Source organism: Pseudoduganella lutea (assembly GCF_004209755.1).
GTDB lineage: Bacteria > Pseudomonadota > Gammaproteobacteria > Burkholderiales > Burkholderiaceae_D > Rugamonas > Rugamonas lutea.
Genome location: NZ_CP035913.1, coordinates 1,332,498 through 1,351,577 on the forward strand (window position 1 = coordinate 1,332,498; position 19,080 = coordinate 1,351,577).

At 55.7% G+C, this 19,080-nt stretch carries 14 protein-coding genes; 1 reads left to right on the plus strand and 13 read right to left on the minus strand.

Annotation, left to right across the window (positions count from 1 at the left end; translation table 11 throughout):
- Nucleotide 1: 1 nt before the first annotated feature.
- The 3 genes from EWM63_RS05645 to EWM63_RS05655 all read right to left on the minus strand — a co-directional run bounded on the left by EWM63_RS05645 (nucleotide 2) and on the right by EWM63_RS05655 (nucleotide 4,392).
- Nucleotides 2-1,210, minus strand: coding sequence for a glycosyltransferase (locus EWM63_RS05645; RefSeq protein WP_130185654.1), 1,209 nt, complete (start codon nucleotides 1,208-1,210; stop codon nucleotides 2-4).
- A 104-nt stretch (nucleotides 1,211-1,314) separates the two neighbouring features.
- On the minus strand, nucleotides 1,315-2,739 hold the full coding sequence (locus EWM63_RS05650; protein ID WP_130185655.1) for a DUF1501 domain-containing protein: 1,425 nt from the start codon (nucleotides 2,737-2,739) through the stop codon (nucleotides 1,315-1,317).
- Nucleotides 2,740-2,748: 9 nt separating this feature from the next.
- The gene (locus EWM63_RS05655; RefSeq protein WP_229487745.1) at nucleotides 2,749-4,392 is read right to left on the minus strand and encodes a DUF1800 domain-containing protein; all 1,644 of its coding nucleotides are present in this window, start codon (nucleotides 4,390-4,392) and stop codon (nucleotides 2,749-2,751) included.
- 1,422 nt (nucleotides 4,393-5,814) lie between these two features.
- Here EWM63_RS05655 and EWM63_RS05660 point away from each other — a divergent pair.
- On the plus strand, nucleotides 5,815-6,786 hold the full coding sequence (locus EWM63_RS05660; RefSeq protein WP_130185657.1) for a beta-1,6-N-acetylglucosaminyltransferase: 972 nt from the start codon (nucleotides 5,815-5,817) through the stop codon (nucleotides 6,784-6,786).
- A gap of 443 nt (nucleotides 6,787-7,229) precedes the next feature.
- Here EWM63_RS05660 and EWM63_RS05665 read toward each other — a convergent pair whose 3' ends face one another.
- The 10 genes from EWM63_RS05665 to epsE form a co-directional block, all read right to left on the minus strand.
- Nucleotides 7,230-9,464: a heparinase II/III domain-containing protein gene (locus EWM63_RS05665; RefSeq protein ID WP_229487746.1), complete on the minus strand. Its 2,235-nt coding sequence runs from the start codon at nucleotides 9,462-9,464 to the stop codon at nucleotides 7,230-7,232.
- 1,067 nt (nucleotides 9,465-10,531) lie between these two features.
- The gene (locus EWM63_RS33045; RefSeq protein WP_130185658.1) at nucleotides 10,532-10,696 is read right to left on the minus strand and encodes a helix-turn-helix domain-containing protein; all 165 of its coding nucleotides are present in this window, start codon (nucleotides 10,694-10,696) and stop codon (nucleotides 10,532-10,534) included.
- 119 nt (nucleotides 10,697-10,815) lie between these two features.
- The gene (locus tag EWM63_RS05675) at nucleotides 10,816-11,529 is read right to left on the minus strand and encodes a glycosyltransferase family 32 protein (protein ID WP_130185659.1); all 714 of its coding nucleotides are present in this window, start codon (nucleotides 11,527-11,529) and stop codon (nucleotides 10,816-10,818) included.
- Nucleotides 11,526-12,746 (minus strand): lipopolysaccharide biosynthesis protein, encoded by a 1,221-nt coding sequence (locus tag EWM63_RS05680; RefSeq protein ID WP_130185660.1) that lies wholly within the window; start codon nucleotides 12,744-12,746, stop codon nucleotides 11,526-11,528. The genes EWM63_RS05675 and EWM63_RS05680 overlap by 4 nt, the downstream gene beginning before the upstream one ends.
- A gap of 44 nt (nucleotides 12,747-12,790) precedes the next feature.
- On the minus strand, nucleotides 12,791-14,365 hold the full coding sequence (locus EWM63_RS05685) for a hypothetical protein (protein ID WP_130185661.1): 1,575 nt from the start codon (nucleotides 14,363-14,365) through the stop codon (nucleotides 12,791-12,793).
- 11 nt (nucleotides 14,366-14,376) lie between these two features.
- Nucleotides 14,377-15,063: an exosortase-associated protein EpsI, B-type gene (epsI, locus tag EWM63_RS05690; protein WP_130185662.1), complete on the minus strand. Its 687-nt coding sequence runs from the start codon at nucleotides 15,061-15,063 to the stop codon at nucleotides 14,377-14,379.
- Nucleotides 15,060-15,950, minus strand: a complete 891-nt coding sequence (xrtB, locus tag EWM63_RS05695) for an exosortase B (RefSeq protein ID WP_130185663.1) — start codon at nucleotides 15,948-15,950, stop codon at nucleotides 15,060-15,062. The genes epsI and xrtB overlap by 4 nt, the downstream gene beginning before the upstream one ends.
- Nucleotides 15,950-16,825 (minus strand): chain length determinant protein tyrosine kinase EpsG, encoded by an 876-nt coding sequence (gene epsG, locus EWM63_RS05700; protein ID WP_229487747.1) that lies wholly within the window; start codon nucleotides 16,823-16,825, stop codon nucleotides 15,950-15,952. The genes xrtB and epsG overlap by 1 nt, the downstream gene beginning before the upstream one ends.
- 13 nt (nucleotides 16,826-16,838) lie before the next feature.
- The gene (epsF, locus tag EWM63_RS05705; RefSeq protein ID WP_130185665.1) at nucleotides 16,839-18,245 is read right to left on the minus strand and encodes a chain length determinant protein EpsF; all 1,407 of its coding nucleotides are present in this window, start codon (nucleotides 18,243-18,245) and stop codon (nucleotides 16,839-16,841) included.
- Between the two features lie 31 nt (nucleotides 18,246-18,276).
- Nucleotides 18,277-19,062: a polysaccharide export protein EpsE gene (epsE, locus tag EWM63_RS05710; protein WP_371861235.1), complete on the minus strand. Its 786-nt coding sequence runs from the start codon at nucleotides 19,060-19,062 to the stop codon at nucleotides 18,277-18,279.
- Nucleotides 19,063-19,080: the final 18 nt, after the last annotated feature.

The following is a 19,080-nucleotide window of genomic DNA, read 5'->3' on the forward strand; positions in this document are numbered from 1 at the left end:
CCTAGCGCTCTTGCAACTGCTGGTAGCGGCCGGCTACTTTCTCGGCAAGGACCTGGTAACTGCGCTCCTGCTCGATGAACGCCGGTCCTACGGCAGCACGGGCACGCGCCGCCGACGGGTCGCCGAGAATCGCCAGCAATGCCTCGGCCATCGCTTCCGGCGTGCTTGCCGTGAGCCAGCCGGCCTGGCTGCGCTGGAGCACATAGTCCTGGTCCGGCGTGTCATTGCCAACCGCCGGTATGCCAAGCGCCAGGTATTCCAGTAATTTTGTCGGCGAGCTGACATCGTACAGCTGGCCGCGCGGTATATAGGAAACCGCGACATCGGATGCCGCCAACAGTTGCCAGGCCTCCGTCGATGGCAACCAGCCGGTAATCCGGATGGCCTCGCCATCCAGGCCCTTCCCGGCTGCGTACGCCAACAGCCTCGTCTCGTCGTCCGGCAGCGGCGAATTTCCGATCAGAAGCAGGCGCGCGGCCGGCAATGTCTTGCGCACGATGCACATGGCATCGACTACGCGTTCCAGATTGCGCGCTCCGTCCAGTGTCCCCAGATAGCCGACGACCGGCACGCCTTCCCAGCCCGGCAACCTGGAGGGACAGATGACACGGTTGCGCAGCGTCTCCATGTCGACCCCCATGGGAACCGACGTCATGCGATGCGCCGGAACGCCTTTCGCTTCCATGTAGCCCAGCATGGCATCGCTTTGTACGAATACGTGGTCGGCAGCGGGCAGCACGACCTTGTACAGCAGTACTCGCTCTACTTTGCCTTTCAACAAGACGAGGTGATTGCGCAGTGACTTCCGCCTTGCCAGACTGGCCCGGGCGTTTTCGATCCGGCCCTCGCACATCAGATAGGATACCCAGTAATAAAAAGGGATTTTCTTCCAGCGGGAAACTGCCAGCCCGAGCAGGCCGATCGTTACCATGTCGCGCACCTGGACCGCCGCATGCTCTTCACGACTGGCACTCAGCATGGCGCGCACGCACAGCAAAACATACTGCAATTCCCGCTGTGCGCGGCTGCCGCGCCACTGCGGCCGCCGCGCCCTTGCAAACCCCTGGACGGCTTCGGGTTCACGGGAAGGCTTGCCAACGATGTCGCAGACGACCCCATGGCGGGGCATGTACTTGCCAAAAAGCGTTGCCACGTCGGCACGGAAAGTCGGAAGGGACTCGGGAACGAACTGAAGAATCTTCAAAGTCATATGAATCAAACTGGCGGATTGGTCTGCCAAGGCAGACGGCCCGCGGAATATAACACGAAAATCAAGAGTTATTATGGTTCAGATAACATGACGCGCGGCCATGCTCATCGCATGAATCCCAGGTCGCGTTGGCTGAAGTTCACCAGACTGGGGAATACATCGATCAGTTCGCTATCCGACAAGCCGAGCCACCGACCCAGTGTGGCGCCATACTGGTCAACCGCCACAGACGGCAGCAAGGCACCCTGGCCGATGTCGTTTGCATGCCCCAGACCTATCGTTGGAAAATCTCCGTAGATATCGCTGCCGCGGACAGCCCCACCCGCGACGAAGTGGTGGGAGCCCCAACCATGATCGGTGCCATCGCCATTGCTGGTCAGTGTACGGCCGAAGTCTGAAGCAGTGAAAAGCGTCACCTGCTGCCGTACGTTTGCACCCATCAGATTCGCCATCGTGGTATCGAAGTACGACAATGCATGATCAAGCCGGGCCATCAGGGCGGCATGCCGCCTGCTCTGACCGTCATGGGTATCAAAACCTCCCATGCTGACAAAGAACACTTGCCGCTTCATCCCGAGCGCTTCGCGTGCAGCGATCATTCGCGCAACGATCTGCAACTGCGATGCAAGCGGATTGACCGCCGCAGTACCCGTCATCGGGTTGACGTAGCCCTTTGGATTAGGCACCCCGCCCGGACCTGCAGCCACCATTGCGCTGGCCAGTTGCGCCTGGAGATCGATGGATCGACTGACCACTGAAGCATGGGCGGCTTCCAATTTGTTTGTATGCGAACCCGCAATTAAAGAACGCAACTGGAAGTTCGCACCAAGGACGCGTCCGCTGATGCCTTCGATCGGTACCGCGCCTGCTGGTGCGATCTGGAATTGCTGCATTTGGCGTCCGCTCAGGAACACGGTATTGCCTGCGGCGGAAATGCAGGTGAACGAGGAATTGCCGTTGGCCGAATTGATCAGGTCGGCCATCCGGCCACCCCATCCGACCGTGCTGCCCTCGGCCCGGTCCGACAGCCACACAGCCTGCTGGTCATTGTGGGAAAAGAGCTTTGGTGGCAATGGGACGCTGTTCGCCAGGTACTGCTCCCTGGTTGTCGGCTGGACCAGCGTACCGACATTGGACACCACTGCGGCGCGACCTGAATTGTACAGCTGCCGTAGACCCGCCAATTGAGGATGGAATGCAAAGGTCCGGCCTGGCTGCACTGTAGCTGTCCCTACAGGCAGAACACCTCCAAATGAGCCGTCCTTGGGCAAGGCAATCGATTGTGCGTCATTCGTATCGCGCAGTCGTTCATATTCGGTCCATGATGTGCGATCGGTTGCGAGGAAAGTATTGTAATGATCATTTCCTCCCATCATATACAAACAGATAAGAGCCTTATAGTCGCTCGCCCCGGCAGCGGCTGCCGTGCCAGCGGCCGCCAGATTCAGTGCCAGCGGTGCGGCAGCCACACCAGTTGCGGATGCGATGCTTCTCAGGAAATCCCTGCGCGAAAAATGTTGATGTGTCATGGGTCGTCCTTATTTTTGCACCAGGTATTCCGGCGATGCCATCGTCAGGAATACCGCGACATAGAGCCGATGTTTGCGCTGAAAATCAGCCGCTACGGCGTTCGCTGTAGGAGGCAAAAGATTGATGGAATTGATTGCTTCCAGCAGTTGCTGCCGTAACGCTTCGGACATTTGTCCATGCAGCATCGTAATATTCAACCGTTCCACCAAAGCGTCCGGACGCCCAACCAACTCGAGCTCCCGGTCATAATGGGGCAAGATATCGCGGTTCTTTCCGGTACCGACTTGGACGATGCTCTGCATCACATTCAAGTAGCCGACGACCGAAGATTCCGTCGTGATCTGCATTTCCGGAGACACCATGCCAGCATCGGCCAGATCGGTTTGCGGTGGTACGTATTCAGGGCGATAGAAATTGAACACAGAAGCCGCGCGCATTGGCGTCTGCGCGAGACCTTCCAATGCGTCGTCCATATGCCACATGCGGTACTTCCCGGACGTTGATGAAGCATAGAAGGCGCGCATCCAGTGCGACAGGCGCAGCACCGGTTCGCGGAGCCTGCCAGCATACTGTGAAGTCGGCACCTGTCGTGCTTCACGATCCATGAGAATGGCGCGAATGACAGCTTTCATATCGCCGCGAACACCCGCCCCGTTGTTGTTGAAAGCGGCTGCCACGCGGCTGACATAGGCGGGGCTGGGGTTGCTGGTAACCAGGCGCTGGATGAGTTGCCGGCCAATGAACGGACCGACGTTCGGATGGTTGAAGAGGCGATCCAATGCAGCATCGAGCTCCTCTTCCGCCGACCCATTGGGCAGGCTGGTACCCAGTACTTGCTTTGTCGAGGTGGAATGGAAATTCGGGTAGTTTTGCAGAGGCTTCCAGTCGCGGTTTGGGTGGGCAACGGAACCGTAGAAACGTGCGTCGCTCTTGTCAGGCCCACTCCAGCTCCAGCCAGTGAATACCTTTGCAAGACCAGCCACATCTTCGTGCGTGTACGTTTCGACGGGTTTCCCGTTCACCTGCTTGATCGTGCCGTCCTGGTTCAGGTGATAGGGTCCGATCGTCATCAACTGCATAAGTTCCCTGGCGAAATTTTCGTCAGGTACGCGAGTCTCTGATTCCTTTTTGTTACGCAGGAACGTGAGATAGATCGCCATCGCGGGATGGGTGGACACGTCCTGAAGCAGGTCGCGGAAATTGCCAAAGGCATGCTTGCCAAGTACATCATAAAAACTGGCTACACTGCGGCCATTGCTTGGCAATGATTCATCTTGGAACGATACGACAAAAATCTGCGACAGACCGAAAGCAACGCGTTGACGTAGCTGGTCAGTCCCACGAGCGGTTTGTTTCCAGAAAGACTCAAAGAATTGGTCTTCACTACCCAGGCTACCCAACGGCATACTTGCCATAGCCGCAGTAACGTGCTCACGATGCAACACCTGTTTCATCGAAAATTGTTCATTCAGCCATTTTTCGTAGCCCTTGCTGGCCAACTGGTCGATATCGTACATGCTCGGCCCCATCGTGGCCTGCGACAAGAACCGTGATGCATCCGCAAGCGTCAGCCCGGTACTGTAGGACAAGCTCGCTTCAGAACCAATCGCAGCAGCAGTTGTGGCTGTAGGAATCCCGCGCACTGCCATCATTGGACTTGCCTGGAACGTTGTGCCTTGCGCTTCCACGAACGTAGTGCCTTGGGCTCCCACGTCGGAGGCCCTGGAAGACGCGGTATCAGCTTGTTCTCCTCCGCATCCAGTTACTGACAACACGAGCAAAAGACCGGCCCAACTTCGGCATCCACTTTTAAACATAAGTGCCTTTCAAAGGAAATGACCCGGATTCTAATGCTGAACAGGAGATTTTTGCCTAGAAACAACTGTATTATCTAGGGCAATATTTCATTAATGAAGGAAAATTAGACGAAGTTTGAGGAATTTTACGTGATCTTAAAAGAAGATTCTTTCTAGAAATAACTGTTACTTCTGTTATTTTTTTTAGGTTTTTCATTTAGTTGCAAAAAGACGACATTCTTGATTTTATCTTCGTATTACCCTTCCGATTTGAGTCTTTTTATGAATCACAGAACCATTGAAGTAGCGCTTATGCAGTGAGAGGCGATTGCGGAGGGAAAAGAGGATTATGAATTTTCCCTATGACAACACAGTTGCACAGGAAAACTTTATGTTACCCCTGCTGTTACGCGAACTACATGTTGACCGGTACTCATGCATAAACCACAGCAAGATCGATCACTTCACTTGAATGTGCAGCCCATCTCGTTCGTGCATTGATTCTGGTGTGTCTGTAAATCGAAATAACAGGCTGCCTGATATCATCGCGCGTATTTGTGCTACTGATACGTCATGGCTAGCGTGGGGCAATCATGCGTCTACACAACAGGCTCACCAGCCGCCGTATGTCGCATGCACGATAAGCTGGCATACAGACCCCTCTAAAAGTTTCTTTAAAGAAATTTATTTCGATTGAGGGAAAATGTCGGGCTACTACGTATTTTCTATTGCCGAGGATACGGGGGTGCGGAAGAGTTAATAAGCGATAGAAACGGTGAAATTGTAGATCAGGCAAGCACTACAATGTACGGCCACCGGCAAGTCAACTGCATGCTATGTTATCAATTCATCAAAACTTCGCCTGCTCCATTTCGGTCGTTGACGAAACTGCAATTTACACTATATCATTGCCTTAGTTTCAGTAGTAGGGTCGCGCTTTCTGTACAAGACCGAGCCGGCATCAGGTTCCGCACAGGACAACAGTCTGTGCCCATTCACACATCAATGGCTGTCGAGTTCGCGAGTCCCGAGGCTGGGAAATCTTGCTGATCAAGTAGACGTGATTACTCTTAGTACACATATCGTGCTCGACGCTACCGCGACAGACTCTACATGTCACCCAACCAATATGGCCGAGTAAGCGCCCTCCCAGGAGGGGTTCTCACCCTGTGCATGCTGTTGCCACGATCTCACCGCGTGGTATTGACCGCGCTTCCGAGCCGTGTTGGCATTTTCTTGTTTAACTTACTGATACCCTGATTAAATAGGGAAAAATGAATGCGTATTGCATATTTAGTATTGGCGCATGACCAGCCGGAACTGTTTGGGCGCCTGGTGGGTGCAGTGCATGCCGAAAGCACGGCGATCTACGCGCATATTGACGCCAAGGTCGACATTACACCATTTTCCAGCGCTTGCTCCGGCGTACCCGTCACTTTTGTATCCAATCCTGTTCAGGTGAGCTGGGGTGGATATTCTCAAGTCGTAGCGATGCTGAGATTGCTGGAAAAAGCAGTAGAGGCTGGCGAGCACGACTATTATATCTTCCTCAGCGGCCGTGATTACCCTCTGCATTCCCACAGCCATTTGCTTGAATTACTCGATCGTCATCCAGACCGGAGCTACATGAACTTCTATGCGCTGGCAGACGGTACCGATTTGGTCAATAATATTCGCCGGCACTGCTTCTTCGACGCCTATGCGAAATTGCCGACACGATTCCTGCAACGCGCGGCAGGCAGAGTTGTGAAGGAAATCAGCTCCCGGCTTCCAGACCGGAAGTTCATTGATGGGATGCAGCCCTACCGCGGTTCCACGTCCTGGTGCCTCTCGAGCGATATTGTCAAATATACTGTCAACTTCGTGCATGACCCGCGCAACAGGGACTTCATCAAGTTTTTCCACAGTGTCTCGTGTTGTGACGAGATTTTTTTCCAGACAATTGTCTTGAATTCCAGTTATGCTCCAACGCTGAACCTGTTTGACGTGGATGGACATCGCCCACCCGGAGAAATGAAAAACGAGAATAAGGCGTCGCTGCATTACATTGACTGGAATCCCGCACGCGATAACCCTGCGATTCTTTGCGACAGCGACTTCGATGTCATGTATGCATCAGGCAAGATGTTTGCCCGAAAATTCGACCAACGGCGTTCTGCAGGTGTTCTGGACAGGATCGACGCAGTAAGACAGACCCAGGAGAAGGAGAGCCGCTTACTTAAAGCACATGGCGGCGCACGAATAGCTTAGTCATTTCGCGCATCAACCCGGCAACTCATAAGCATAGTTTCTGCTTGCGCCCATATGCTAGCGCTACATCGCTGGGAAAGAGGATGGGTTGGCGGTTGTCCTGAAAAGGCGCACACCATGCAAGCAGGATTACACCAGGAAGTCGCTTATATCGAGGCCGAATGCCGCCGACATTACCATAGCCAGTCCAGTAGATAACTGGCTTGCGGCAAGGTCAGTCCGGCCTCGTTTGTGTGACGTCATTGTGGCAGGAGACAGGCTATGCAGCCTGTCTCCTCGACTCAGCGGGCAGGGGCGCTCATCTGCCCCTGCTCCCTCGCCACTGCCGCCCGACGAAGGTCAAGTATGACCGGATACAGCACAATGGACGCCTGCAATACCACGCAATGGTAGAGCGCCATCGGGATGGCCATGAGCGCGCGGAGAGCTCGGCAAAAGAAAAATTACTTCGGCAACGTGATGGAAGTAGTGCCGACTTTCAAAACACGGCCGCTGGACGTGTTGCTGATCGAAACAGGCGCTCGCTTGCAGTTCACATCCAACACGACCAGGAATTCCGCCGAGGTCGCTGCAGCAGGCTTGATGAACACGCCATGATCCTCGACCTTGCCTGGATTTGCCGGCCCCGTACGCCTTTCCCATCTCGTCCCATCGGTGGACAGCGATCGAATGCAAAGCGACCGGTCCACGTTTGTGACTTTCACACTTGAGGCAGTTTCCTGCGTATAAGGCGCGACTGCGTGCATATTCCATTCGAAGGTTTGTGCAGTCGATGAAGCCATTTTATCCAGAACGACAACAACATCCTGGTTGCGCAGATACCATACTTTCCGAATGGCGGACGTGATTGGTTGGCTATACGCCAACGTTGCATCGCCTTCTGCGTAATCTACTGCCGCAGTTGTACTGAACGCCGTGATCTTGCCCTTATATTTCAGGTTATTACTACCTTCAGTCGTCACCTGCCCGATACCGCCACCATACGTTATCGCGTTGTGAGACTTCGTCTGGCGATACCACGACACCCCCAGCGGCGAGTAGTAGTAATCCTGATAACCGGCTTCGGTCAGCAACCGACGGCCACCGCTGTCGATGACCAGGCTATTCTGGTCACCATGGCTGTGATTGTATGAACCATACGGGCTGGACTTGAAGAAAACGGACGTACGTGCGCGGTCAGCAAGATTACTGTGCATGGCAACCCAGCCGATACTCGGGAATACAGCAGCGTTAGGTGGCGGCGCCGCAATCGCTACCGTGTCGACAGGCAATGGAAACGGTGCTTGCAGCAGCGTAATCGGCGATTCGGAAGTTTTCACGTTTTGTACATACCATGCAGCAGCCGGTGTCGCGATACGCGACATGTAAGCCTTCAGCTGTGGCAAGTACAGATATTCCTCATGCGCGTCGCCAAATGTATTGCCAGGTGCGCCCGGTGGCAAGAACTGCGCGAAGTAGTTTGCAAAGCCGGTCGACCATGGCTTTTTATAGATATCAACCCCTGTCGCCGCGCCGATCGGCTGCCATAGCTGCATTGCATAATCGGCCGCAAACATGCCATAAGCCGTGCCATTGCCGAAGCCTCCTTCAGGGCCGCTCCACACCATTACCGAGTTGATATAACGGCGGATGGAGAAATCAAACCAGGTCTGAGCTTCTGGGATGTCCCCCAGCGTTAGCGAAGCAATCGCGGCCACATAGCCGACAGCTACCGTTGAGTGCGAGTCAAACGGACGCTCGTCCAGTCGGTAATTATTCGAAATCAGGTCGGTGTACATTGGGGTGACGCGCGCTTTAACCGAAGCCATCCAGTTCGCTTTGCGAGTCGCGTCGAGGTCCCCGTTCAGGATGTCAGCGCCCTTGGCCAGGGAAACCATGATGGAGCGGGTTGCAATGTCATGGTTGACGTAACTGGTCATTCCGGACGGATTCAACGCGGCCAACGCATCGCCGCGGCGCAGCGCTTCATTGAGATAGACCGCTTCGCCAGTCAGACGGAACAGCAATGCAGACGCTTCCAGCTGCCGGACATTTTGGCCGATAACCCGAGTGATATCGTTAATGTAGAGTTGCCGGGCCGCACTAGGCGTCGTCGACGTGACTGGCCACGACGCATCGTTTGCAAGCACAAACGTAGTAGCCTGCGCCAAGGTGTCTTTTTTGAGCAGGGCCAGCGCCGTACCCCGTGCGTTGACCAGCTCTGGACTCCACGATTTCACAGGCTTGAAATCGGCCGGCAGCATGCGAGGATGCGGCTTCGCGAGTACCGCAGCACGCAAAGCATCATTTTCGGGGACTTCAAACACCTTCGACGCTGCGCTGATGACGAAGCTGCGGGGTGTCGACCATTCGGTTCCCGTGTTCGGCAAGACACGCCAAGTGTAGGTTCCGGCTGGGAATTGCTTGCTCGGCAAGTAGACATTCCAGGGAGTCGTAATGGTCTGATACACCACCCCACCCTTTGTGATCTCCAGCTTATAGCTCGTTGGCGGCGTCCTGCTGATAAATTTCGCCCAAGAGAAGGCAGGCGGGTTCTGTGCCTGCACTTCGAGGTTCGCTGGCAATGGCCGGATGACCTCGGCATACTGGGAATCCGCCCAATCTGCCCAGCTCGGGCTGGCGATGACTGACATCGCCAACACTACTGCTGCGTGCAGAGATTGCTTCGCTAATTTCATTGTTGCTCCTGATGAAAGATAGTTTGCGTGGGCTAACGCGATACCATGCTAGTAACAGCAATTTGACGCGCCGGTGTTAGATGCTTGTATTGCCCAAAAACAATAATATACACTGCCACCGCCAAGAATGCGTTGCCATAAGGAAATGTAATGCGGTTTTTTTTTCGTGTTGTGGGAAATTTGCTGCACTCATATCGATGAAGGGCGAAAACCACAATGTTGCCGCAAGAGCATGATAGTCGAGATAGCATTCAGTACTGCCATTACGCCTTCATGAACAGGGCAGTTTGACAATCCGGGGACCGTTCGTGGAATCGTATCGGATATCCCGCATTGATGGTGCGAGTCATGAGCAGTGAGGGTTATGACTGATCCATTATGCAAGTCCTGCACAACGCCTCTTTCCAACGCAGCTGACATTAAATCTCGACCATCGCGGGGTTCTCAAGCGTTGGGTCCATGGCGATGAATTCACTCTAGTCCAGCAATCCATGCTGCGGCTACATAGCGAAGATCACCTGGTGTAACAGCAAGTAGAGCTGGATTGGATGAGCCAAACGAATCAGGGAACCAGTATCGGAAGTGCCAATGCATGGTTGGCTGTTGAATGTCTTCGGCATGCGACGGATGACTTACCTGAGCTTGTTGAACACTGGGACGATATTGCAATGCCAGGCGAATTCATCTCTTGTTGGCAACCCTACAATCCACTGGCGAATTTCGGCTGATTTTCGATGAACGAAATGCCCCATTCTCCCGTCGCATTCCAGAATCCCTGGCAACAAGGTATGCTGGGCTGTTTCAAGAACCCACTGCAATAGCGAGTCAATGAACAGTGATCACCGGGTTGTTTGGTTAACCGTGTGAGCAGTATAAATTTCCAGAGGGGCTGCGAAGCGAACGCGAGCAGGTGGTCGCTGGTTGAGTTCCGGCGCAATGACGTCGGGTGCTTCCCTGGAGTAGATCGACTGGTTAAACGGCTTTGAGCCTGCCAGTCATTTGCTGGGGCGACCAGCCTAAATTGAGGAAATGCCGCACCATCATGAACATCACGCTATGCACAGGCATCAAGGGCATCTTATGAGCCTTGACACGTTGTGCCAGGGCTTTCGTTTGTGACGGATTGGCATCCTACATACCGTGGCAGCAGCGCGCTTGAGTTCACGGCTGATCGTACTGGCAGCACGGCCAAGGCGTTCAGCAATGGACCGGATGCTGCATGGTCGCCTCACATGAGCATGACGACCGCACGGTCCAGTGGGCTCAGATGACTATACTTTCTCGGCATGGCAACACCTTACAGCAAGAAAGATGTTGCACCTGATTCTTGAGAATGCCCCGGATGCCGGCATCAAGCCCGATCGAACGGTTTGAAAGAGATATCCCATCGCCGCGGCAGACGGGCCTTTCTCCTCACTTTCAACCAGAGGCTGCGCAACCCGAAGTCGCCCCACGAAACGATCGGATTGTAATGGTGGATGCCGATCGTTCGAGGAGTGATATCACTGAACATCAGTTGCTTGGCATTGTCCGCACGATGGTTGTCCCATGGATTGAACGGATAAAATGTCTCGGATTCAAGCACCGTTGAAGGCTTATCTGAAGATAATGCCAACGCTTGCATGACGATAATTGGCGATGTGGCGAAAACACAGCGCGATGTCAGATCTTCAAGCATGAGCCGGCAGGCGTTTTGCATAACTGGATCGCCTGCTTCGCAGGCGATAAATCCGGTCGCCACACTTTCCTTTGATTCACGGGCGAGAACACAGCCGCTCATGGCAGCAATTTCGTCCAGCGAGCGCAATAACTCGACGTCCGTATCCAGATAGATTCCGCCATGACGTGCGAGCACGTCGAACCGTACCCAGTCGGCGACGAATGCCCATTTGCGCTGCTTGATCGCTTCCCGGCAGTAATCGTTATCAATATTGGAGTTCGATTCATTCCACAAAACAAACTCATAATCAGGGCAATAGCGTTTCCAGGTGGCGATGCACCGCTTGTGCAGAACGCTCATTTCGCCATTGCCGAACCAGCAGTAATGAATGGTTTTGGGAATCATATATTAGTTTTTTTAACTCGTTTCAACAAAATAATTTTCAGGCCAGCCACCAGGAGCACATGCACCAGAAAGGCCAATACGGATCCCGTGAGTCCCCCCAGCCACGTAAAGGCTGCCAAGACGAGCAGGTAGCAGGCGTTGGAACCAACAGCGATAATGGTCGTCTGGCGCAGGTGACCCAAGGCCCAGTACAGCGAATGCGTCGTGATAAAGGTGCCGGCGGCGACAGCAGTCACGAGAACAATGATGAATTCAATGTTATACGGCTGAAGGACGGGGAACACGAGGGGCATCCAGATACCCTTGGATACGATACACGCCAAAGCTACGACGGCCGTGACCGAGAATAACATCTTCATCGTTCGCCGCCAAAGTTCGAAGGCCCCCTTGATATCGCCTGCGTTTGCCTTGGCGGCGAACTCGGGAATCGACGTCGAATAGAACGGCGATGTTGCCATATTTACCAGCGAGTAAATTCTCTTCAGAATCGCGAACACCCCGAGACTGGCACCCGGAAGGGTGAAGCCGATGATGATGCGATCGACCTGGTTGACCGGCAAATCCGCAATCGCCTGGAGCGTGCTCCAGCGGCCGGCGCGGCGGACTTTTACGCGATCAATCGTGCCGCCGTCGAGAGTACCTTCGATGCCATCGTTCCAGCGATAGATGAGGTAAAAAAGAAGTGCGCAGCGTACGAACTCAGGTATGGAAAATGCCAATACCATATTCGTCACCGTGGGAGCGTAATGCGAAACGCCAACCAGACAAAGCAGCTTTAGCAAGTTGGCCGTAAATCCAGCCAGCATCAGGACATTGTAACGATTTACCAGCCGAAAGTAGGCGGTGTGGGTTCCAATGACCGGGAATACGGCTGACAGTGCCAGCAGCAGCAGTTGCAAGGTGTCGAATTCGGCGGTTTGAGGCAGTCCTATTGCGCCCAATACAATCGCCCCCAGTACCACGATGCTGATTCCCAACAGTTCGTAGCGCAGGCTTGTCCAAACCGACCGCTTCAACACTGCCGCTTCAATCTTGTGGCCAGGCAACGCGACCAGCATTCCCTGCCAGTATTGAAAGCTGCAAATAGTGAATGCCGTCAGTGCAAGGGACTGGACAAGAATGAGATGCCCGTAAGCTTGCACGCCTGCAATCGCCAGCATGATGGGAATGGTGATGACACTGACCCCGGCACCTGCCAGGTTCAATCCGAACATCATGGAGCTGTTCTTGACGAGGTTTGCGAAACCAGAACTCGAACGCGTCATGTGGCAACTTGCATGGAAGTGGCAGGAACAGGGGTTGGACCGTACAGCGGCTTTGCTTTCCACTTGGGCATGTCAAAGCGCCAATAGTGCCCGATGCAACCGAGGCAGAAGAAGCATAGCAACTGCGATGTTGGCTCATCCAGGACGGTGCGGTTATAGACCAGCGTACTGCAGAGCAAGATCAAAACAGCTGTGCTGGTATCCACGATTGCGCTAGCCTCCTGGTGTTGCGACACTTTCGTGTAACGCAAACCCGCCACGATGCCGGAGCCAAGCATGAGGATGAATGCTGACATGCCAAGCAACCCGACGTCCCACAGCAGTGTCGACACTGCCGTGGATCCGACTGCCAGACCGCGATACCGTGCAGCAATCTTACCCATGCCTGTTGTGGCGCTGATCGACGTGGAACCTGGTCCATAGCCGATGAAACGCTCAACGCCGCCTGTCAAAGGATCGCGCGCCCACAAGGCGAGAGAGGCCACGCGGCTGATCTCGCCGGTCTGGTCATTCACGCCGTCGGGATCGAACGCATAACCGACAACGGAGTCGAGCTTCTCGCTAAGCGTTCCACCGGTTTTTTCCACTTCGCCCCAATACATGACTTTGTATGCGGCGTACGTGCCGACAAAGAACACGCTGGCCAAGCAAATAAACGCCACCAGGTTCAAGACATTGCGTAACAATTTGCGTCGCAGGACGAATGCCACGCCAACCGGAAGCCAGACCAGTACGATCTTCACTTCACCCAAGAGGATGATTGCCATGCCGACAATGAATGCTGCGGCAACCTGCCAACCGGGGATCAGATTTCGCGTCCACCTGGAAAGGGTGTACAGCATTGCAGCCAGCACGAATACGATCAGTACGGGACTCAATCCATGGCCAAACGAGCCGACCACGCCATCCCATCCGTGCGTCGCCATCATGAAGAAATGCTGGTAGGTTACCAGCGGAAGTTGCACGATAGCGATTGCGATGAGCAGCAACCACAAGCGTTGCAATTGCTTGTCTTCCCAGCGAAAACAATAGAAGGCAAGCAGTACGCCAAAAATCGGGATCGAGAAGCGAAGCGTGGAAATGCGCTGCGTGGTCGACGCGTCCCCCAGCGCAAGGCTGAACAGGTAGACGAGCAGATACAGCCCTGCGAACAGGACAATGCCATACGGAGGCGGCCCGGCTATAGCGGCCTTTGACTTGGGGCCTGACATGAAAATTTCCACCACCGACCGAACCAGCAACATCGCGATCAAGCCGCTGGCCAGCCATGTTGCTGCGCGCAGGCCGAAGAAGAACTGCAGGGACCCCTGGACCAGAAAAACGATAACGAACAACGTTGGCAACAGTTTGCGCGTATCGATCAATAACAACATTGGCGGCGCCAGCAGCATTCCCGCCACGATCACCGTCAGTGTCATCGACCCCAGAGCCGTGACCATGCCCATGAAAACCGCTGCCATTGCCGCGACCAGCGCCCCGGCCAGCCAGCCGATACCAGGGCCGGTCCAGCGCCGCCGCACACGGACGGCCCCGGTCGCGCTGGCCAGGGCTTTACGACCAAAATACTTCATGCGCACTCCGATCAGCCGCCCACGCCAGCGAAGTGGTTACGCAGCGCCACAGGCATCGCTGCCAGCATTTCGTTGATAAATTGCTGCTGCAATTGGTAGCCGCCATCCCGATCAGCCGTGATGTTGGAGACCCGCATCAGTGTGGCATCCGGAATCAAGCCCTTGAACGCATATTGCAGCTTGATTTTCTTGACTTCCCAGGAGTTGGGAACCGAGCGCTCGCCTACGACGACCCAGTATGTGATGGGCTCGATCCGGCTATTGAGCTTGGCCTCGGTCCGGGACACATTGATTTTTCCGGCCACCGTGGGAAGCTCGCCTGCCACCGTCTGGGCGACCGCAAAACCCTGGCCGCCATAGCAGCCCTCCGGGAAGTGGACTGCCAGGTCGTCGCGTTGATTGGAGCCGTAGGCAATTGACAGCATGATGCGTTCACCGCGCTGATTGACATACGTGCGGGACAGCGTTTCCGCATAAATCTTGTCGAGCTCGGCCTGCGTGGTCGGATTGATCACTGCAGCAACCTGTGACCGGTCTTCTTCCCATTCGCCAAATTTCGCGGGGATGGATTCGGCAAGCCTGATTTGCGGCCGGGTGTCCGCAATGCGGACAGTCGGCGTAATGGCATGGGTAGCCCATGCAGCGCCCAGCATACCAACGCAAATGGCAAGGCTCACAGCGTTCAACCGCTTGATCATGACTGGCCCCTCTTTCTTTTTACAATCATTTGAAGCATCGTATCGACACTCAAAATAAGCACAAGCGCGGAGACGAACAGCACCATGCCGGCGAATCCGTGCAGGAAGCCCTGCCCGGCGGCATCGCCAAGGTGATAAGTAACCAGCGTCAGCACAATGACGCGGATGACGTTTGCCGTGAACGAAATGGGAATGATCATCAGTGCCAGGCAAATATTACGGAACCCGGATGTATGCCGCACCACGTTCAGGTAGAACAGGCCAAGCGCTTCCAGCGTGAGCAGTGTCTGGAGCCCGGCGCATGCATCGGCCACGAGCAGCTGGTATTGTCCGATCTGAAGGATGACACCACTGCGGGCGATCGGGTAGCCGGCCCAATACAAGATATGTTCGCTGACATAGGAGACAGCCATCTTCATCGGCAACGTCAGCGCGCTGACGACAGCACTCGGCAACGGCACCATGAACAGCATGAAGAAGAACGGGAACCATACGGTGCGCAGTGACTTCGCACCCAGCTTGACCCAAATAATGCCCGCGGTGACGAAAATCATCGAGCTGATCTCGAATGCCAGGATCTGTTGCGAACGGCCGAATGTGTAGAGCAACAGTCCCACCACAAGCGTCAGCCATCCACCTGCTCGGCTGCCGGAAGAGGACGCGGCCGCAAGCATCTCGTCGCGCTGGCGCCAGATCAGCCAGACCGACAGGGCGAGAATGATCGGGCCATGCGCCTGTTCTTCGGAAGCCCACACTCCCGTGAACAGGGAGTAAAGACTCGGTACGTACAGCACCAGCATGCCGAGAAGGATCGGCATCCATTGCATCAGCGATTCACGACCGGACTGCGCGATCGAGTAACCGTCTTGGCGGGCGATGGGCATCATCAGAAATCTACCAGGACGGAGCCAACGATTTGGGTACCACATTGGGCCAGTTGTTCAGCCATTGCGCCCACATCAGCGATACTCGTTTGGTTCTTGCGCGTGACAAGCAGTACGCCGCCCACGCGCGCTGCCAGCGCCAACGCATCTGCGCCCAGCGAAAAAGCGGAGGCATCGTAGAGCACGATATCGTGGTGCGCTTCCAGGTCCTTGCCCAGTGCGCCGAAACTGGACCGGCTGAGCAGTTCCTGTGGATTTGGCGGCAGCGTGCCCGCAACCAGTACCGAAAGGTCGACAAACGATTCGACGCGCTGGACCGCATCCCGGCTGGCGCGGCCCGCGATCGCATCGGACAGCCCCTGGCGTCCGGGCAGGTTGAATATCTCGTGCTGCTTGGGGCTCCGCAGGTTCGCGTCTACCAGCAGGGTCTGCTCGCCAAGTTGCGAGAATACGATAGCCAGGTTCGCCGCCAGGAAGGAGACCCCTTCTCCTGGCGCGACGCTCGCCACCATCAGCGACTTGTGGCCACGCGCGAACCAGCGCAGCATCAGCTGGCTGCGCAGCGCCCTCAGCCGCTCGACCTGGGGACTGAACGGCTGGTAGGCAGCGACGAGTTTGTCGGAAAACTTGCCCGTACCCGGCTGCAGGTAGGGATAGTCGAATTGGCGCGCCAATACCTGCTGGATATCGTTTTCGGTAACCAGACCCAGTCGCTGCGCGGCTTCACCGAAGCGAATGCCCAGCTCTTTCTGCATGCGCAGGACGCGCTCGGCATTCTCCGGGGTGATCTTGCCCGATTCCAGCAAAAGGCCGCCTATGCTGGAGTCGGTGGCGCGAGCGGTCGAGTTGGTATTAATCGATTGCAATGCGGGGTTCATGATCTTGTCCATATCAGTTGAGGCGCAGCTTCCGCTGGGTAAAGAACTTTGCCGGGCCCAGTCGGCGCTGTGATGCGCCCTTCCATTCGATGCTTCCAAGCACGGGAATCTGCAGCATGTCGGTCAGGTCGGCTTCACTGCGCACACGGCGGTCGAGCATTTCGGCAAGCAGGGTCAGGCCAGTACCGAGCAACGTTCCGAGGAACAATGCCAGTACCGTATTGAGCAAGACCTTCGGGCCCGACGGCTTGATCGGTGCGACTGCCGGATTGAGCAGCGCCACGTCCGACTGTTCGGACTGACCTTCGATGCGGGTTTGTGCCAGGCGCTGCGACGTCACGTCATAAGCGCGCTGCGCGCTTTCCACGTCTTTCTGCAGCACGTTCATTTCATCGCGAGTGCGATTAATCTGCAGCAACTTGGTTTTCTGCTCATCGAGCGCCTGTTTCAGCGCAGCCTCGCGCTGTGCCAGGATACCGGCGTTGTTGCCAACCGACTTCGACGTGGACCGGGTCTGCGCAGCCAGCTCAGCACGCAGGCGCTCTGCTTCGGCGCGCGCACTCAGGTATTGTGGATGGTTGGTACCGAGACGCTGCCGCAATTCCGCCAGCTTGCTTTCGGCAGTCGCCAGGCTCATACGCAGGTTCTGGACAATGGGGGAATTTGCGACATCCGGTGCGTCGCCCGCAGCGCCTTGCGCCATCGTCCGGCGCGAGACAGCTTCCATGGTCTGCGCTTGCGCCGCAACCAGCTGGACGGACAAATCATTCAAACGCTGGGTTTCCACATCCAGGCGGTTGTCGACGCTGACGATGCCGTGCTCCTGCTGGTACTTCGACAGGCGGCTCTGCGCCACTTCGAGGCGGTCGCGCAATTGCCGGGTCTGCTCATCGAAATAACCGGTTGCTTTCTTCATCGGGTCCACTTTCAGCTGGACCGTTGCGTTCTGATACTCTTCGGCGAAAGCATTGGCGATCGCTGCGACGAACTGCGGGTCGCTCCCCGAGAAACTGATATTGACCACACTGCTTTCGCGCGATGGCACGACTTCCAGCTTTGCCAGCAGCAAGTCGCTGAGCCAGTCACGCACGTTGCCCTGGCCCTTGGCAGCTTCATTGAACTGTGCGATCACGGCAGGGCTTTCCGCCAGTTTCAGCTTCTCCACGACGCGCAAAGCCACATTCTTGCTGCCGATGATATCGATTTGCGTTGCCATGTAACCTGGCAGCAATTGGCTCGGCAGGGACAAGCCGGTGACGGGATCGACGCCCTTGTAGTTCATCAGTACCGATGCCGTACCCTGGTAGGTTTTCGGCAGCAGCAGGCTGACAACAAACGTGGCACCCGCCGTGAGGACCAGCGTGGTGATGAGAATCCATCGGCGCGCGAGCAGGATAAGGAAAAACTGGTGGAAATTCATAAAGCACTCTCTAAATGTTTAAGCTAGGCAATCAGAACCAGCTTTCCTTCACATACACGACATCGTCGGGCAAGACCAGGTCATCATGCTTGGCATCGACCAGCTGGAGCTTGCCTCCAGCATCGCGGCGTTTAATCATGATGCCACGTTCGGTACCGCGCGGGGTCAGGCCGCCCCCCACCGACAGTGCCTGCAATACCGTCATCGAACGTTCGATGCGGAACGCACCCGGACGCTGCACTTCGCCATAAATATAGAAGCGCGGGGCACGCTCCACGTAGAGGATATCGTTGGGGTTGAGTTCCATATCCTTCGACAGCTGACCGCTGCTGATCATGCCGATGATATCGATCGTTTCCTTGGTCGTATCGGTCCCGTTCTTGCGGATCAGGCTGACCGAGTCGCCCCCATCCGGACCAATGCCGCCGGCTACGGCCAGCAGGTCCATCAGCGTACGCTTGCCTTCCAGCGGATAACGGCCTGGTCGGTTGACGTTCCCCAATACCGAAACCAGACCGCTCTGCGCACCGGTGACGATGATGTTGACCTGCGCCTTGCGAACGAATCCACCGCTCTCGAGCAGCGCGCCCAGCTTCTTCTCCGCTTCGGGAACGGCCAGGCCGCCCACCTTCACTTGTCCAACAAGGGGGAACGTGATGTCGCCACTGTTCGTGACCCGGGTTTCCAGGCCCAGGTCCGGGCTGCCATAGACGGAGATCCGGATGACGTCGCCAGCACCCAGGATTGTCTGCGCAGTAGCCACCCCTGCCGCCCCGGCAAGCATCACTGCCGCCATCCAGAAAAAGAATCGTTTGATCATCTGGTTTCCTTTCTG

What these genes read in the sequence shown, in the direction of transcription:
- EWM63_RS05655 (WP_229487745.1), bottom strand. Translation starts at nt 4,392, where the DNA reads ATGATGGCAGTGCGCGGGATTCCTACAGCCACAACTGCTGCTGCGATT.
- EWM63_RS05665 (WP_229487746.1), bottom strand. Translation starts at nt 9,464, where the DNA reads ATGAAATTAGCGAAGCAATCTCTGCACGCAGCAGTAGTGTTGGCGATG.
- xrtB (WP_130185663.1), bottom strand. Translation starts at nt 15,950, where the DNA reads ATGATGCCCATCGCCCGCCAAGACGGTTACTCGATCGCGCAGTCCGGT.
- epsG (WP_229487747.1), bottom strand. Translation starts at nt 16,825, where the DNA reads ATGAACCCCGCATTGCAATCGATTAATACCAACTCGACCGCTCGCGCC.
- EWM63_RS05645 (WP_130185654.1), bottom strand. Translation starts at nt 1,210, where the DNA reads ATGACTTTGAAGATTCTTCAGTTCGTTCCCGAGTCCCTTCCGACTTTC.
- EWM63_RS05675 (WP_130185659.1), bottom strand. Translation starts at nt 11,529, where the DNA reads ATGATTCCCAAAACCATTCATTACTGCTGGTTCGGCAATGGCGAAATG.
- EWM63_RS05650 (WP_130185655.1), bottom strand. Translation starts at nt 2,739, where the DNA reads ATGACACATCAACATTTTTCGCGCAGGGATTTCCTGAGAAGCATCGCA.
- EWM63_RS05685 (WP_130185661.1), bottom strand. Translation starts at nt 14,365, where the DNA reads ATGAAGTATTTTGGTCGTAAAGCCCTGGCCAGCGCGACCGGGGCCGTC.
- EWM63_RS05680 (WP_130185660.1), bottom strand. Translation starts at nt 12,746, where the DNA reads ATGATGTTCGGATTGAACCTGGCAGGTGCCGGGGTCAGTGTCATCACC.
- epsF (WP_130185665.1), bottom strand. Translation starts at nt 18,245, where the DNA reads ATGAATTTCCACCAGTTTTTCCTTATCCTGCTCGCGCGCCGATGGATT.
- epsI (WP_130185662.1), bottom strand. Translation starts at nt 15,063, where the DNA reads ATGATCAAGCGGTTGAACGCTGTGAGCCTTGCCATTTGCGTTGGTATG.
- EWM63_RS05660 (WP_130185657.1), top strand. Translation starts at nt 5,815, where the DNA reads ATGCGTATTGCATATTTAGTATTGGCGCATGACCAGCCGGAACTGTTT.